Source organism: Bradyrhizobium sp. NBAIM14, assembly GCF_020193895.1.
Lineage (GTDB): Bacteria > Pseudomonadota > Alphaproteobacteria > Rhizobiales > Xanthobacteraceae > Bradyrhizobium > Bradyrhizobium yuanmingense.
The window spans coordinates 430,825-446,220 of the sequence record NZ_JADYVQ010000004.1; the positions used below are offsets into that span (position 1 = coordinate 430,825).

A 15,396-nucleotide genomic window follows, 5' to 3' on the forward strand; every position below is an offset into this window, starting at 1 on the left:
TTGCGTCCTCGGCGCGGAATCAGTTCCGTCGCGGCTGGATCGGGAAATCATAGGCCGCCCCGCCTGCCCCCGGCAGCGAAAAATGCCACCACTCCTTCGAATAGTTCACAAAGCCTTGCCTGGCCATCACAGCCACCAGCCGCTTGCGCCAGGCGCGCTGCTCCGGAGTGATCGATGGTGCCGCAGTGTGCCCCTTCGGGTCGGTACAGTCGTAGCCTGTGCCCATGTCGACGCTGCCCTCGGGCGCCCGCGCCTCGACCGGCGCCGTGCAATCCGCATAGGTCTTGGCTGGATCATATTTGGCAGAATTGTCCGCCCTGAGATCGACCAGCGTGAGATCGAGTGCCGCACCGGTCGAATGCTGCGAGCGGCTCGCAATGTAGCCGAGGCGGAACAGCTCGGTCTTGGGGATCTTCGGATTGTAGCGCCGCTCCGACGCCGTCTCGCGGCCGTTCTGCGACCACCTGACCATGTCGAGCGAGGCCCGCGCCGGCCGGTAGCAGTCGAACATCTTGAGCGAGAGATTTTGCGCTGCCAGCTCCTGCTGCACCGCTTTCAGCCGTAGCCCCACCTCGCGCTTCACCACGCACTCGCCGGCATCGTAGCCGGCGAGCGGACGGCCGACGAAATTGTTCGACGTGGCGTAACGGATGTCCTGGATGATGCTGGGATCGATGTCGCGCAGATAGACGAAGTCGCCGGGCAAGGTCTGCGCCCGCACGGGGGCGAGGAACGACAGCGCAAGCAGCACGACAAGCGCGGCGCGCGCCGCGGTTCCGGTCCTCGCGGTCATTGCATCGGATCCGAGTTGACCAGAAGCTTCGTGATCGCGGTGTCCGTATATTTGTTGCCGGCCCAGACATCGTCGATGACGAACTGCATCCAATGGGCCGACACCGGCGGCCGCAATGTCAGCAATTGCGCCGACAGCTTGTCGTCGAGAATGAAGGTCTGCGACTGGCCGCCCGAGAACAGCACGCGGATCTGGCGGACCCTGTTGTTCTTGGCGAAGATGTCGGGACTTTTCTGGTAGCCGTTCTGCACGTGGATCGACTTGACCCGCCGCACGGTTTCGAACTCGATGGTGATCCACTCGCCGATGCCGTTGCCGGATGCGCCCTCGACCCAGGCCGTCCCCGTCGAGGCGTCGAACAAATTCGCTGCGCCGTACGAATTGCCGAATTGCGGCTTCAGCATTGAGCTGACGCAATAGGTCTCGAAGCCGCTGCGGGCGCAGCTTTCGCCTGCCGCGGAGGGACGCGGCGGACGCATGGTGGCGCGCTCCGCGACAGCAGGCCTTGCCGGCGGCTTCACCAGCATGCCCGCCACTTTCGGCGCCCCGTTCGACGATTCCGCATTCCAGAGAAAGATACGCCCGCCGAGCGTCTGGTCGTAATAGGCGGGCGTCTGCTCGTGCGGTGCTGCTTGTCCTCCGGCATCCGTCGCCGTCAGCGCCAGCGCCGCCACGCGCTCGCGCACCTCGACCGCTAGGTCGCCGAGATGCAGCTCGGGCCGCTTAAGCTGCTCGACGAATATCCGCGTGAACACCGAATTGTGCGCCGTATCGTTGCTGCCGAGCTGGTCGAGCGCGGTCTGGCCGATGCCTGCGGAATAGAGCGAGAAGATCCCGCGCGCGGGCCGCGCGTCAGCAAGCCCCCGCGTGTTCCCGATCGAACGTCCCGCGGCGCGCGGAAACGGATTGTCACGGCAGGCATCGATGACAACGAAGGCGACCCGCACTGCCTTGGCCTGAAGCTCCGCAATCACGTCGGGCTCGGCGATCGAGGCCCCGCGCACCCGCGCCTCGGCGCCCTCGTTCACGGTGGGAACGTCGCTCGGCACGAGGTAGTTCACGCCTGAGATCGCAACGCCGTGTCCGGCATAGAACACGGCGGCGGTATCGCCCGGCTCGAGCCGCGAGGTGAAATCAGCGAGCCGGTCGATCATGCCCTGGCGACCGAGATTGGTCCCGAGCACGATGTCGAACCCGAGCGACCTCAGCGCGTCGGCCACGGTCGTTGCGTCATTGGCGGCCTTCTTCAATTGCCGGTCGGCCGGCAGGTTCGGATAGAGATCGTTGCCGATCACGAGTGCGACGCGTTTTTCGGCCCAAGCCGGTGTTGCAAGGCCAGCCATGCACGCGGTCGCGAGCGCAGCAACATTGCGCGCCAGTCGATTAAAATACCGCGTGCCCGTCATGATCCAGCCCGTGACGCAACGAATGTTGCGAGTCTAGCGCAAAGCGGCTGCCTCGAACACAGGCCGGCGGCGCCCGCCTCCGCCGCAAAGCGCCGTGGATAAGTCCGGCGACGGGATTTGAAGCTTGCTCCCCCCGCCGTCCGCCCCTATAGCTCTGCTTTTAATGACATCGAAATCGACCTTCGTCCTCGGCCACCGGCATTTGCTGGGCATCGAGGGCCTTTCCGCGGCCGACATCAGCGGCCTCCTCGACCTGTCCGAAGAATATGTCGAGCTCAACCGCCAGGTTGACAAGAAGCGCACCGTCCTGCGCGGACGGACGCAGGTGAACCTGTTCTTCGAGGCCTCCACCCGGACCCAATCCTCGTTCGAGCTCGCGGGCAAGCGGCTGGGCGCCGACGTCATGAACATGTCGGTGGCGTCCTCGTCGATCAAGAAGGGCGAGACACTGATCGACACCGCGATGACGCTCAATGCGATGCACCCGGACATCCTGGTGATGCGCCATCACGCCTCCGGCGCGGTGGAACTGCTGGCCCGCAAGGTCGACGGTTCCGTGATCAATGCCGGCGACGGCGCGCACGAGCATCCGACCCAGGCACTGCTCGACGCACTCACCATCCGCCGGAACAAGGGTCGGATCGAGGGGCTCGTGGTCGCGATCTGCGGCGACGTGCTGCATTCGCGAGTCGCCCGATCCAACATCATCCTGCTCAACACCATGGGCGCCCGCGTCCGCGTCGTCGGGCCCTCCACGCTGCTGCCGCCGGGCATCGAGCGGATGGGCGTCGAGGTCGCGCGCGACATGCGCGAGGGTCTCAACGGCGCCGACATCGTCATGATGCTGCGGCTGCAGCGCGAGCGCATGAACGGCTCCTTCGTGCCGTCGTCGAGCGAATACTTCCATTATTTCGGGCTCGACCAGAAGAAGCTGGCTTACGCCAAGCCGGACGCGCTCGTGATGCATCCCGGCCCCATGAACCGCGGCGTCGAAATCGACACCGCGGTCGCCGACGGTGCGCAATCCCTGATCCGCGAGCAGGTGGAGATGGGCGTCGCCGTGCGCATGGCGGTGCTGGAAGCGCTCGCCCGTAACCTGCCGAACGCGTGATGCCGATGCTGACCGATCGCCGCCCCATCCTGCTGGCCAACGCCCGCGTCGTCGATCCCTCCAGGGATTTCGACGGGATCGGCGACGTCCTGATCGCCGACGGCAGCATCCGCGAGACCCGCCGCGGCATCGGCGCGGCCGGCGTCCCCGAGGGCACCGACATCGTCAATTGCGCCGGCAAGATCGTCGCACCCGGCCTGATCGACATGCGCGCCTTCGTCGGCGAGCCCGGCTTCAGCCATCGCGAGACCTTTGCCACCGCGAGCCAGGCGGCCGCGACCGGCGGCATCACCACCATCATCTGCCAGCCCGACACCTCGCCGGTGATCGACAATTCGGCGACGGTCGATTTCGTGATGCGCCGCGCCCGCGACACCGCGATCGTCAACATCCAGCCGATGGCCGCCCTCACCAAGGGCATGCACGGCCAGGAGATGACCGAGTTCGGCCTGCTCAAGGCCGCTGGCGCCGTCGCCTTCAGCGATGGCGCCAAAAGCGTGACCAATGCGCAGGTGATGCGCCGCGCGCTGACCTATGCGCGCGATTTCGACGCGCTGATCGTGCATTACACCGAAGATCCCGATCTCGTCGGCGAAGGCGTGATGAACGAGGGCGAGTTCGCCTCGCGGCTCGGCCTGGTGGGCATCCCGAATGCCGCCGAAGCCGTGATGCTGGAGCGCGATCTGCGCCTCGTCGCCCTCACCGGCGGCCGCTACCACGCGGCGTCGCTGACCTGCATCGATTCCCTCGACATCCTCCAGCGCGCCCGCGATGCCGGGCTCGCCGTCAGCGCCTCGGTCTCGATCAATCATCTGGCGCTGAACGAGAACGACATCGGTCCTTACCGTTCGTTCCTGAAGCTGTCGCCGCCGCTGCGCACCGAGGACGACCGCCGCGCCCTGGTGGCGGCGATCGGCTCCGGCCTGCTCGATGTCATCATGTCCGACCACAATCCGCAGGACGTCGAGGGCAAGCGCCTGCCGTTCGCGGAAGCCGCGCCCGGCGCCGTCGGGCTCGAGACCATGCTGCCGGCCGGCCTGCGGCTGGTGCACAATGGCGAGATCGAGCTGAAGACGCTGATCCGCGCGATGTCGACCCGCCCGGCCGAGCTGCTCGGCCTATCGGGCGGAACCCTGCGCGCCGGCAGCCCCGCGGATGTCATCGTGATCGACCCCGACGTGCCCTGGGTGGTCGATCCCGCCGACCTCAAGTCGCCCTGCAAGAACACCCCGTTCGACGAGGCCCGCTTTACAGGCCGGGTGGTGCGCACCATTGTCGGCGGACGAACGGTATATGAGCATGTCTGACGTGCGGCTTCGTTCGACGTGCAGAATGGGCCTTTGGAGATGCCGCCATGGCGCTTGAACCGTTTCTGCCGGTGGCCTTCGTCATCGGCTATCTCCTCGGCTCGATTCCGTTCGGGCTGATCCTGACCAGGCTCGCGGGCACCCAGGATATCCGTTCCATCGGCTCCGGCAGCATCGGCGCCACCAACGTGCTGCGCACCGGACGCAAGAGCCTTGCCGCGGGCACCCTGCTGTTCGACGCACTCAAGGGCACCGCGGCGGTGATGATCGCCGGCTCCATCGCAGGCCCCTATGCTGCAATGGTAGCCGGGCTCGGCGCTTTCCTCGGCCACCTCTTCCCGGTCTGGCTGAAGTTCAAAGGCGGCAAGGGCGTCGCGGTCTATATCGGCATCCTGCTGGGGTTGTTCTGGCCGGGCGCCGTCGTGTTCTGCCTGCTCTGGCTGGCGACCGCCTTCACCACCCGCTATTCCTCGCTCTCGGCGCTGGTGGCGGCATTCATCACGCCGATGTTCCTGTGGTGGTTCGGTCATCTCGCATTGTCGGCACTCGCCGCCGTGCTGACCCTGCTGTTGTTCTACGCGCATCGCGAGAACATCAAGCGCCTGCAAGCCGGCAAGGAAAGCCGGATCGGCGAGAAGGCCTAGAGCATGATCCGGAAAAGTGCGTAGCGGTTTTCCGAAAAGATCATGCTCAAACAATAACCTAAAGCGTGATGACGATTCCTAATCGCATCGCGCTTTAGAGCGTTTTCGAGCGAATTGGATTCCGGTTCGCGTCGCGACAACGCCTCAAACAAGAATTTGAGGTCGGAAAAAGTACGGATACCGCCGCACCCCTTCCGCATTATATGCCAAATCCTGTTCGCAATTCTCCTGCGAGTCACGGCAGGCTGTAGCGAACTGGTTCCATGCCTGTCATCCTGATACGGGAAACGGCGTTAGGCGGTTGCTCAGAATGAGCGAGAAGATTGTCGGCGTGAATGACGGGATCGGCTCGCTCGGTGCTTCCGGCACTGCAGCAAGCCGGCTGCTCTCGGCGACCAATATCTGGTCCGACGCGCCGCTGCCCGCGCCCGCTGCACGGCCAGCGCCGCAGCCGGAGCCTGCAGTCAAGCCTGACGCTCCGCTCGATGTCGCCGTCGCCAAGGCTGCACCGGTCGCGCCCGCGCGGGCGCGTTCCGAGCAATGGCCGCCGCGAAAGCTTTCGCTGGCGCTGCAGGGCGGCGGCACCTTTGCGGCCTTCACCTGGGGCGTGCTGGAGCGCCTGCTCGAAGAGACCTCCATCGAGATCGACACCGTCAGCGGCGCCAGCGCCGGCGCCATCAATGCGCTGCTCCTCGCTTGCGGCCTGGCCGAAGGCGGCCGTGAAGGCGCACGCTCCCGGCTGAACCGGTTCTGGGTCCGGCTGATGCACGAGGCCTCGTTCCGCTCACTGATGCTGATCGGCGGCTTTTCGCCGGCGGGAAGCTCGGTCGCGTTCGGCCCGACCCTGCGCTCCGGCCAGTTCGATCCGTTCGACCTCGATCCGCTGCGGCAGGCGGTCTCCCGCGACATCAATTTTTCCGTCCTGCGCCATGCGCGCTGCCCGAAGCTGCTGATCGCGGCGACGCGGATCCGCGACGGGCAGCAGCAGATTTTCGGCAACGAGGCCATCACCGCCGACGTCGCGCTGGCCTCGACCTGCCCACCCCTCGTTCATTGCGCCGTCGAGATCGATGGCGAGGCCTATTGGGACGGCGGCTTCGGCGGCAATCCGCCGCTGCTGCGCCTGGTGCAGGACACGGCGGCAACGGATCTGCTGCTGGTCCAGGTCACGCCGACGCGCGACAGCTACGTGCCGATCACGCTCGCCGCGATCGATCGCCGGCTCGATCAGATCGCGGCCAACGCCGCGCTCAATGCCGAGATCGCCGCGATCGAATGGGCGCAGTCGCACATGGCCTCTCCGCTGCGGCTCACCAGGATTTCGGCCGAAGATACCGTCGACAGCCTGGCGCAGCGCTCATCCACCGATCTCGGCCGCGGCTTCATTCGCCTGCTACACCGGAGCGGTCGCGAAGCCGCCGAGCGCTGGCTCGGGCAAGGTGCGGGTGTGGGAGCCGGGGCAGCGCCCTCAGCGTCCGCTCGGGCCCTCGCTCCTTCCGAACCTGCGCTAGCCTGATTTCGCCAGCGCGTCCTCCAGGAACCAGGCCGTCGCGAGCGCGAGCGGATCGTTGCCGAAGCGTGCGATCACCTGCACGCCAACAGGCAGGCCGCCGACCTTGAGCACCGGCACGTTGACGCACGGATTGCCCATCAGCGTCCACAGCCGGTTGTAGCGGGGGTCGCCGGTGGTCGCGAGCTCCTTGGCCGGCGCGGTGCCGGGCGCGGAATAGGTCAGCAGCACGTCGAAGCCTTCGAACAATTCACTGAGCTCGCGGCGGCCGCGACGGCTGATGCGGCGCGCCTCGTCATAGTCTTTCGGCGTCAGCCCGACCGTCGCATCGAGACTGGCGCGCAGCATCGGCGCGATCTCGTCGTGACGTTCCAAAAACTCCCAGGCGAGCGCGCGATGCGCCTCATAATCCTGGATGATCGGATGGATGCGCCAGGCCTCCTGCACCGCCTCGGGCAGATCGATGGTTTGCACGCTGGCACCGGCGCGCTCCGCCGCCTTGATCGCAGCCTGCAGCCCCTCTTCGGCCGCCGGCTCCACGGCGCCCGCGAACTCCTGCCTGACCACGCCGATGCGCGGCGACTTCGCCGGGCTGATGCCGGAGAATTCCGTGCGCCCCGTCATCGCCAAGAGACCGCGCGCAAGATCCTCCGCCCGGGCGCCGAACAGGCCGACCGTGTCGAGCGCCCACGAATAGCACTTCACGCCGACCGTCGGCAGCATCCGGAACGACGGCTTGATCGCGGCCGTCCCGCAATAGGCCGCGGGCCGGATCACCGAGCCGCCGGTCTGGGTGCCCAGCGCCAGCGGGATCATGCCGGCGCCGACGGCTGCCGCCGAGCCCGAGGACGAGCCGCCGGGCGAATGAGCCGTATTGTGCGGATTGCGCGTCGGCGTCGGATCGCGCGAGGCAAACGCGGTCGTGGTGGTCTTGCCGATGATGGTGGCCCCGGCCCGCTTCAGCATCATCACCACAGGCGCATCGCTGCGCGGCTGCCAACCGCTATAGATCTCCGAGCCCATCTCGGTCGGCATGTTGGCGGTGTCGATGATGTCCTTGATGCCGACGGCAACGCCGCGCAGCGGGCCCGAGGCTTGCCCCCTCGCGGATTTGTCGTGCCGGACGAAAGCCTGGACGTCCTTCTCCTTGGCCTCGATCGCCGCATGCGACTGGGAGATGGCGTCATCGGGCGAAAGCTTACCCGCTTCAATGCGGCGCTGGAGGTCGGCGAGTGAGATCATGGCAACATCCTTCTTATTGGCATCGCTTTTAGCATCGCAGCGAGGTCGTGCAAGCGCACGTCCCTGTTGCGCGACGCCCTCTGGTTGTTCCATGTTGTCCCTGCAAGGAGACGCCGTGGACGCCATCAACAGAAGCGTGGAGCTGACCGAGGCTGAGCGGATCGACCGCTTGCGGCTGATCCGTTCCGACAATGTCGGGCCGCGCACCTTTCGTTCGCTGGTCGATCATTTCGGCAGCCCGCGCGCCGCGCTGGAGCGGCTGCCTGATCTCGCCCGCCGCGGCGGCGCGGCGCGATCGGGGCGTATCTGCAGTGCGGACGAAGCGAAGGCCGAGCTCGCCGCGGGCCGCAAGTTCGGCATCGCCTGGCGCGCGCCCGGCGAGGACGGCTATCCGGCGCGGCTGGCGATGATCGACGATGCGCCGCCGCTGCTCGCCGTGCGCGGCGACACCAAGACCCTGATGCGGCCGATGATCGCGATCGTCGGCTCGCGCAACGCCTCCGGCGCCGGCCTGAAATTCGCCGGCCAGCTCGCGCGCGAGCTCGGCGAAGCCGGCTTCGTGGTCATCTCGGGCCTCGCCCGCGGCGTCGACCAGGCCGCGCATCGCACCAGCATCGAGAGCGGCACGATCGCCGTGCTCGCCGGCGGCCACGACTGCATCTATCCGCCCGAGCATGGCGACCTGCTCGCCGCGATCCTGGATCACGCTGGCGCTGCGATTTCCGAGATGCCGCTGGGCCACGAGCCCCGCGCCCGCGACTTTCCCCGTCGCAACCGCCTGATCTCGGGCGCTTCGCTCGGCGTCGTCGTGGTCGAGGCGGCGCACCGCTCGGGCTCGCTGATCACCGCGCGCATGGCGGCCGAACAGGGCCGCGAGGTGTTCGCCGTCCCGGGCTCGCCGCTCGATCCGCGCGCCGCCGGCACCAACGACCTGATCAAGCAGGGCGCAACGCTCGTCACCGAAGCCGCCGACATCGTCAACGCGGTTCAGCCGATCATGGAGCGGCCGCTGATGCACCCCGCGGGCGAGCCCGACAGCGAGCCGTTCGAAAGCGATCCGCAAAGCCATGACCGCGACCAGATCACCGCCCTGCTCGGCCCTGCGCCTATCTCGATCGACGACCTCGTCCGGATGTCCGGCGCCTCGCCCGCGATCGTGCGCACCGTGCTGCTGGAGCTCGAACTCGCCGGCAAGCTCGAACGTCACGGCGGCGGATTGGTCTCGCTGCTGTAGGGCGACGAAATGAGCTCGAACTCTGACCCTCCCCTGGAGGGGGAGGGTCGGCTCACATTGAGCGCAGCGAAATGTGAGGCGGGGTGGGGTGACGGTCTCTCCGCCGATACGGTGCCCGAGAGGAGAGATCACCCCACCCCGCTCGCGCTTCGCGCGATCGACCCTCCCCCTCCAGGGGAGGGTAAAATCGACCTCGCAACATTCTCCGCTTCAGCCCTCGTTACGCTGGTCGAACTTCGTGCGCGCGGCCTCGATCTGATCCAGATGGTCCTTCGCCCATTTGCCGAGCGCCTCGACGGGGCGCGACAGGCCGCGGCCGAGATCGGTCAGCTCATAGTCCACCCGCGGCGGGATGGTCGGAAAGATCGTGCGCGTAACGAGGCCGTCGCGCTCGAGGCCGCGCAGCGTCAGGGTCAACATCCGCTGCGAGATGCCGTTGATCATGCGCTTGAGCTCGTTGAAGCGCTTTGGCCCGTCGCTCAGCATCATGATGACGAACACGCTCCATTTGTCGCCGACGCGGGACAGCACGGAGGCGACCCCACGGCAATCCGCATGGTTGGGATCCGGCATGGGCCTGGTATCCAGTCTCGGATTTGGCCGCGGCGTTGCGGGCAATTCGGTGTGCGCAGGTTTCAATGATGTGCCCATGGCTCAAAAAAGTGCGTTCTTGCGGGGATTTCGATAGTCACACATGTAGCGCTGGTTACAAACTTATACCAGGGTGACCCCACATGAAACTCCTCCATGTCGACTCCAGCGTGCTCGGCCCCCACTCCGTCAGCCGGCAGGTTTCCGCCGCCATCGTCGACCGGCTCCGGCAGGCGGCGCCCTCGCTTCAAGTCGTCTACCGCGACCTGACCGAGACGCCGCTCGCCCACCTCTCCGGCTCGCACCTCGCCGCCGCGCAAGGCGCCGCCGCGCCGGCGGAGCTCGGACCGGACCTTGCCGCAAGCGCCGCGGCGCTGGAGGAGTTCCTGGCCGCCGACATCGTCGTGATCGGTGCGCCCATGTACAATTTCACCATTCCGAGCCAGCTCAAGGCCTGGATCGACCGCATCCTGGTGGCGGGGAAGACTTTTAGGTACGGCGCGGCCGGGCCGGAGGGACTCGCCGGCAGCAAACGCGTGATCGTGGCCATCTCGCGCGGCGGCCACTACGGCGCAGAGACGCCTTACGCAGCCGGCGAGCATCTCGAAACCTACCTGCGCTGGGTGTTCGGCTTCATGGGTATCACCAGCGTCGAATTCATCCCGGCCGACGGTATCCAACTCGGGCCGGAGCACCGCGAGAAGGCGATCGCTGGTGCGCTCCAATCGGCAACAAGCCTGAGCGCAGCCTAGCCGTGGCTAACACTTCGGGCGCAACGCGAATGTTGCGCCCGAGCAAATTCGCTTGATTTGATCAGCCGCGATAGATCGGCGCGCCGCTCGGCGAGGCCACCGCGCCGCCATCGACGAAGATTTCTTGGCCCTGCACATGTGCGGAATCATCGGAAGCGAGGAACAGCACCGTCTTTGCAACGTGATCGGTCTCGCCGATGCGGCCGAGCGGCGTCGATAGCGCGATCCGCTTCTCGAACGCCTTCTCGGCTTCGGGCGTCGCGGTCGCGGGTCCCCAGATCGGGGTGCGGATCGCACCCGGCGCGACCACGTTGACGCGGATGCCGTGCGGCGACAGTTCTGAAGCCATGATCCGCGCCATCGCCCGCACGCCGGCCTTCGCCGCGCCATAGGCCGAGTAGCCGGGAATGCCGAGCACCGAGATTACCGAGCCGTTGAGGATGATCGAGGCGTTGTCGTTGAGATGGGGCAGCGCGGATTGAACGGTGAAGAACACGCCGGTCAAATTGGTGCTGATCACCTTTTCGAACACTTCGAGCGCGGCCGAGCCGAGCGGCGTGCCGCCGGCGATGCCGGCATTGGCGAACACGATATCGAACTTGCCGAATTTCTCCGCGCCCTGGTTGATTGCAGCTTCCGTCGCCGCGATGTCCGTCGCGTCGGCTGGCAGCGCGAGCGCGTTCGGCCCGAGCTCCTTCGCGGCCGCCGCCAGCGTCTCCTTGTTGCGCCCGGTGATCACCACCTTGGCGCCTTCGGCCACGAACAGTTTTGCCGTTGCCAGCCCGATGCCGCTATTGCCGCCGGTGATCAGCGCCGTCTTGTCCTTCAGTCTCACGCTCGCCTCCAGTAGTTGCATGATGAAACTAAGTTGCCATCTAGGCCATTTGGTTTTATGATGCAACCACACAAGCGCGTGATCGGCGCTGGCGGCGTGTGAATGCGAAAGGACGAACGATGGTGAAACGGACGAGCTTCGAGGGTGATGCCTGCCCGATCGCGCGGTCGCTGGAGGCGCTCGGCGACTGGTGGTCGCTCTTGATCATCCGCGAGGCGCTGTTCGGCGTCCGCCGCTTCGGCGAGTTTCAGAACAAGCTCGGCATGGCCAAGAACATCCTGGCGGCGCGGCTGCGATCGCTGGTCGACCACGGCATTCTCGAAACCGCCCCCGCCTCCGACGGCAGTGCCTATCAGGAATATGTGCTGACGCCGAAGGGCCGCGGCACCTTCCCGATCCTGGTCGCGCTGCGGCAGTGGAGCGAGGAGTTCGACGACCGCCCTGAGGAGATTGCGACGATGCTGGTCGATCGCGAGAAGGGCCGTCCGGTGAAGAAGCTGGAAATGCGCGCCGATGATGGGCGGCTGCTCACGCCGGCGGAGACCACGCTGAAGCCACGACCGTCGTCGCGACGTCGGTCGGCGTGATTGTGGCACCGCCCCCACGACGTCATTGCGAGGAGCCCTTGCGACGAAGCAATCCAGAATCCCACCGCGGCAAGACTCTGGATTGCTTCGCTTCGCTCGCAATGACGGGGGAGAGAGCGGCGCTCAAGTCTCTCACGATCACCGGGGAGCCCACTCTCACGACAGCTTGCGCTTGGTCCGTAGCCGCAGGTGCTCGTCGGCCTCGAGCTTGGTCATGCCCAAGAGATAATGCAGCACGTCCAGCTTGTGGCGCTCGGCCAGCTTGCGTAAGGCCCCCGTCTGCTCGGCGATGAAGGCCACGGCCTCGTCCGCACCGCCCTCCCCCGGTTCCTCGTGACGCGTGCCCCCCGGCGCGCCGGATCCGGCGCGCGCCCGTTTCTTTCCTGGCCTGGTCACCAGAACCCCACCCGAATCCATGCCCCGACAGGACATTACGCCCACATCAACCGCAACTCCAAGGTGGTATTCTGCAACTTTTTCGATATGAAACTTTTCCCATTGCGGCGCCTTTCAACACCCCACGATTTGACAGGGGGCCGCTCACCACCCATGTTCGGGTCGAAACGGCCGACCCGAGTCCTTTCGTTTTCGGCCCAAGATTTTCCCGTAAGCCACTGGAACTAAATGAATATCGTCATTGTGGAGTCGCCGGCGAAAGCCAAGACGATCAACAAATATCTGGGCTCGTCCTATGAGGTTCTGGCCTCGTTCGGCCATGTCCGCGATCTCCCGGCGAAGAACGGTTCCGTCGATCCCGACGCCAATTTCAAGATGATCTGGGAGGTCGACCCCAAGGCGGCCGGCCGGCTCAACGATATCGCGAAGTCGCTGAAGGGCGCCGACCGCCTGATTCTCGCCACCGACCCCGATCGCGAGGGCGAGGCCATCTCCTGGCACGTGCTCGAGGTGATGAAGGAGAAGCGCGCGCTGAAGGATCAGAAGATCGAGCGCGTGGTGTTCAACGCCATCACCAAGCAGGCCGTCTCGGAAGCGATGAAGCATCCGCGCGAGATCGACGGCGCCCTGGTCGACGCCTACATGGCGCGCCGCGCACTCGACTATCTGGTCGGCTTCACCCTCTCCCCCGTGCTGTGGCGCAAGCTGCCGGGCGCCCGCTCGGCCGGCCGCGTGCAGTCGGTGGCGCTGCGCCTCGTCTGCGACCGCGAGCTCGAGATCGAGAAGTTCGTAGCCCGCGAATATTGGTCGCTGATCGCGACCCTGCTCACCCCGCGGGGCGATGCCTTCGAGGCCCGCCTCGTCGGCGCCGACGGCAAGAAGATCCAGCGCCTCGACATCGGCACCGGCGCGGAAGCCGAAGACTTTAAGAAGGCGCTGGAACTGGCGACTTACGCCGTCACCGCGGTCGATGCCAAGCCGGCCCGTCGCAATCCGCAGGCGCCCTTCACCACCTCGACGCTGCAGCAGGAAGCCAGCCGCAAATACGGCTTTGCGCCGGCGCATACGATGCGCATCGCCCAGCGTCTTTATGAGGGCATCGACATCGGTGGCGAGACCACCGGACTCATTACTTATATGCGTACCGACGGCGTACAGATCGCCCCCGAGGCGATCACCCAGGCGCGCAAGGTGATCGGCGAGGATTACGGCAACGCCTACGTGCCGGATAGCCCGCGCCAGTACCAGGCCAAGGCCAAGAACGCCCAGGAAGCCCACGAAGCGATCCGCCCGACCGACCTCTCGCGCCGCCCCGACAGCATGAGCCGCAAGCTCGATGCCGATCAGGCCAAGCTGTATGAGCTGATCTGGAAGCGCACCATCGCGAGCCAGATGGAATCCGCCGAGCTCGAGCGGACCACCGTCGACATCACGGCGAAGGCGGGCTCTCGTACGCTGGAGCTGCGCGCCACCGGCCAGGTCGTCAAGTTCGACGGCTTCCTCGCGCTCTACCAGGAAGGCCGCGACGACGAGGAGGACGAGGATTCCCGCCGCCTGCCCGCGATGAGCCAGGGCGAGGCCGTGAAACGGCAGAGCCTGTCCGTCACCCAGCATTTCACCGAGCCGCCGCCGCGATTCTCGGAAGCATCGCTCGTCAAGCGCATGGAGGAGCTCGGCATCGGCCGGCCCTCGACCTATGCCTCGATCCTCCAGGTCCTGAAGGACCGCGGCTACGTCAAGCTGGAGAAGAAGCGTCTGCACGGCGAGGACAAGGGCCGCGTCGTGGTCGCCTTCCTCGAAAGCTTCTTTGCCCGCTATGTCGAGTACGACTTTACGGCGAGCCTCGAAGAGCAGCTCGACCGTATCTCCAACAACGAGATCTCCTGGCAGCAGGTTCTGAAGGACTTTTGGACCGGCTTCATCGGCGCCGTCGACGACATCAAGGAGCTGCGCGTCGCCCAGGTGCTCGACGTGCTCGATGACATGCTGGGCCAGCACATCTATCCGCCCCGCGCCGATGGCGGCGATATCAGGCAGTGCCCGAACTGCGGCACCGGCCGGCTGAACCTCAAGGCCGGCAAGTTCGGCGCCTTCGTCGGCTGCTCGAACTATCCGGAATGCCGCTACACCCGTCAGCTCGCCGCCGATGGCGAGGCGACTGCTGACCGTTCGCTCGGCCAGGATCCCGACACGGGTCGCGATGTCTGGGTCAAGGCCGGCCGCTTTGGCCCCTATATCCAGCTCGGCGAGCAGAAGGATTATGAGGAAGGCGAGAAGCCCAAGCGCGCCGGCATTCCGAAGGGCACCTCGCCCAGCGACGTCGATCTCGAGCTTGCGCTGAAGCTGCTGTCGCTGCCGCGCGAGATCGGCAAGCATCCGGAGACCGGCCAGCCGATCACCGCGGGCCTCGGCCGCTTCGGACCGTTCGTGAAGCACGAGAAGACCTATGCGAGCTTAGAGGCCGGCGACGAGGTGTTCGACATCGGCCTCAATCGTGCGGTGACGCTGATCGCGGAGAAGGTTGCCAAGGGTCCGAGCCGCCGCTTCGGCGCCGATCCCGGGAAGGCGCTCGGCGATCATCCGACGCTTGGCACCGTCACCGTGAAGAGCGGCCGTTACGGCGCCTATGTCACCGCGGGCGGCGTCAACGCGACGATCCCGGCCGAGTTCGAGAAGGACACCATCACGCTGCCGCAGGCGATCGCGCTGATCGACGAGCGCGCCGGCAAGGGCGGCGGCAAGGCCAAGAAGGCGGCGAAGCCGGCCAAGGCCAAGAAAGCGTCAGAGAAGGCTGCGGACGGCGAGGACGCCGCACCGAAGCCGAAGAAGCCGGCTGCGAAGAAAGCCGCGGCCAAATCCAAATCCGAATCCACCAGCAAGGCGCGCGCCGCCGTGCCGTCGACCGCAAAGACGTCGCCGACCAAGGCAGCCGCCACCAAGGCTCCGGCCAAGAAGAGTGCCGGCAAGACCTGAGATCAAGAATTAGAG

General features: G+C 66.1%; 14 protein-coding genes. 8 read left to right on the plus strand and 6 right to left on the minus strand.

What is annotated here, in order from left to right; all coding sequences use genetic code 11:
- Nucleotides 1–19: 19 nt before the first annotated feature.
- Both I6F28_RS13800 and I6F28_RS13805 read right to left on the minus strand, forming a co-directional pair.
- Nucleotides 20–793, minus strand: a complete 774-nt coding sequence (locus tag I6F28_RS13800; protein ID WP_225140114.1) for a M15 family metallopeptidase — start codon at nucleotides 791–793, stop codon at nucleotides 20–22.
- Nucleotides 790–2,136, minus strand: a complete 1,347-nt coding sequence (locus I6F28_RS13805) for an NADase-type glycan-binding domain-containing protein (protein WP_225140115.1) — start codon at nucleotides 2,134–2,136, stop codon at nucleotides 790–792. The genes I6F28_RS13800 and I6F28_RS13805 overlap by 4 nt, the downstream gene beginning before the upstream one ends.
- Nucleotides 2,137–2,362: 226 nt before the next feature.
- Between I6F28_RS13805 and I6F28_RS13810 the strand changes: the two genes are divergently transcribed.
- From I6F28_RS13810 to I6F28_RS13825, 4 genes are all read left to right on the plus strand, one after another.
- Nucleotides 2,363–3,310 carry an aspartate carbamoyltransferase catalytic subunit gene (locus I6F28_RS13810; protein ID WP_197952821.1) on the plus strand — a complete coding sequence of 316 codons (948 nt, stop codon included), beginning with the start codon at nucleotides 2,363–2,365 and terminating at the stop codon, nucleotides 3,308–3,310.
- A gap of 5 nt (nucleotides 3,311–3,315) precedes the next feature.
- Nucleotides 3,316–4,617 carry a dihydroorotase gene (locus I6F28_RS13815; protein ID WP_225140157.1) on the plus strand — a complete coding sequence of 434 codons (1,302 nt, stop codon included), beginning with the start codon at nucleotides 3,316–3,318 and terminating at the stop codon, nucleotides 4,615–4,617.
- 47 nt (nucleotides 4,618–4,664) lie between these two features.
- Nucleotides 4,665–5,261, plus strand: coding sequence for a glycerol-3-phosphate 1-O-acyltransferase PlsY (plsY, locus tag I6F28_RS13820; RefSeq protein WP_225140116.1), 597 nt, complete (start codon nucleotides 4,665–4,667; stop codon nucleotides 5,259–5,261).
- 310 nt (nucleotides 5,262–5,571) lie between these two features.
- On the plus strand, nucleotides 5,572–6,777 hold the full coding sequence (locus I6F28_RS13825) for a patatin-like phospholipase family protein (protein ID WP_225140117.1): 1,206 nt from the start codon (nucleotides 5,572–5,574) through the stop codon (nucleotides 6,775–6,777).
- Here I6F28_RS13825 and I6F28_RS13830 read toward each other — a convergent pair.
- Complete coding sequence (locus I6F28_RS13830; RefSeq protein ID WP_225140118.1) at nucleotides 6,769–8,013, minus strand: amidase; 1,245 nt, start codon at nucleotides 8,011–8,013, stop codon at nucleotides 6,769–6,771. The two genes, I6F28_RS13825 and I6F28_RS13830, sit on opposite strands and share 9 nt — an antisense overlap.
- A gap of 91 nt (nucleotides 8,014–8,104) precedes the next feature.
- Here I6F28_RS13830 and dprA point away from each other — a divergent pair, with 91 nt between their 5' ends.
- A complete protein-coding gene (gene dprA, locus I6F28_RS13835) occupies nucleotides 8,105–9,247 on the plus strand; it encodes a DNA-processing protein DprA (RefSeq protein WP_225140119.1) in 1,143 nt (380 codons plus the stop codon).
- 210 nt (nucleotides 9,248–9,457) lie between these two features.
- Here dprA and I6F28_RS13840 read toward each other — a convergent pair whose 3' ends face one another.
- Nucleotides 9,458–9,898 carry a winged helix-turn-helix transcriptional regulator gene (locus I6F28_RS13840; RefSeq protein WP_225140120.1) on the minus strand — a complete coding sequence of 147 codons (441 nt, stop codon included), beginning with the start codon at nucleotides 9,896–9,898 and terminating at the stop codon, nucleotides 9,458–9,460.
- A gap of 83 nt (nucleotides 9,899–9,981) precedes the next feature.
- Here I6F28_RS13840 and I6F28_RS13845 point away from each other — a divergent pair, with 83 nt between their 5' ends.
- Complete coding sequence (locus I6F28_RS13845) at nucleotides 9,982–10,590, plus strand: FMN-dependent NADH-azoreductase (protein ID WP_225140121.1); 609 nt, start codon at nucleotides 9,982–9,984, stop codon at nucleotides 10,588–10,590.
- 61 nt (nucleotides 10,591–10,651) lie between these two features.
- Here I6F28_RS13845 and I6F28_RS13850 read toward each other — a convergent pair whose 3' ends face one another.
- A complete protein-coding gene (locus tag I6F28_RS13850) occupies nucleotides 10,652–11,425 on the minus strand; it encodes an SDR family oxidoreductase (protein WP_225140122.1) in 774 nt (257 codons plus the stop codon).
- 119 nt (nucleotides 11,426–11,544) lie between these two features.
- Here I6F28_RS13850 and I6F28_RS13855 point away from each other — a divergent pair, with 119 nt between their 5' ends.
- Nucleotides 11,545–12,012, plus strand: coding sequence for a winged helix-turn-helix transcriptional regulator (locus I6F28_RS13855; protein ID WP_109143504.1), 468 nt, complete (start codon nucleotides 11,545–11,547; stop codon nucleotides 12,010–12,012).
- Between the two features lie 156 nt (nucleotides 12,013–12,168).
- On the opposite strand, the gene I6F28_RS13860 is transcribed toward I6F28_RS13855, so the two are convergent.
- The gene (locus tag I6F28_RS13860; protein ID WP_036039304.1) at nucleotides 12,169–12,408 is read right to left on the minus strand and encodes a hypothetical protein; all 240 of its coding nucleotides are present in this window, start codon (nucleotides 12,406–12,408) and stop codon (nucleotides 12,169–12,171) included.
- Between the two features lie 228 nt (nucleotides 12,409–12,636).
- On the opposite strand from I6F28_RS13860, the gene topA reads away from it, so the two are divergent.
- Complete coding sequence (topA, locus tag I6F28_RS13865) at nucleotides 12,637–15,381, plus strand: type I DNA topoisomerase (RefSeq protein ID WP_036025557.1); 2,745 nt, start codon at nucleotides 12,637–12,639, stop codon at nucleotides 15,379–15,381.
- The last annotated feature ends 15 nt before the right edge of the window (nucleotides 15,382–15,396 follow it).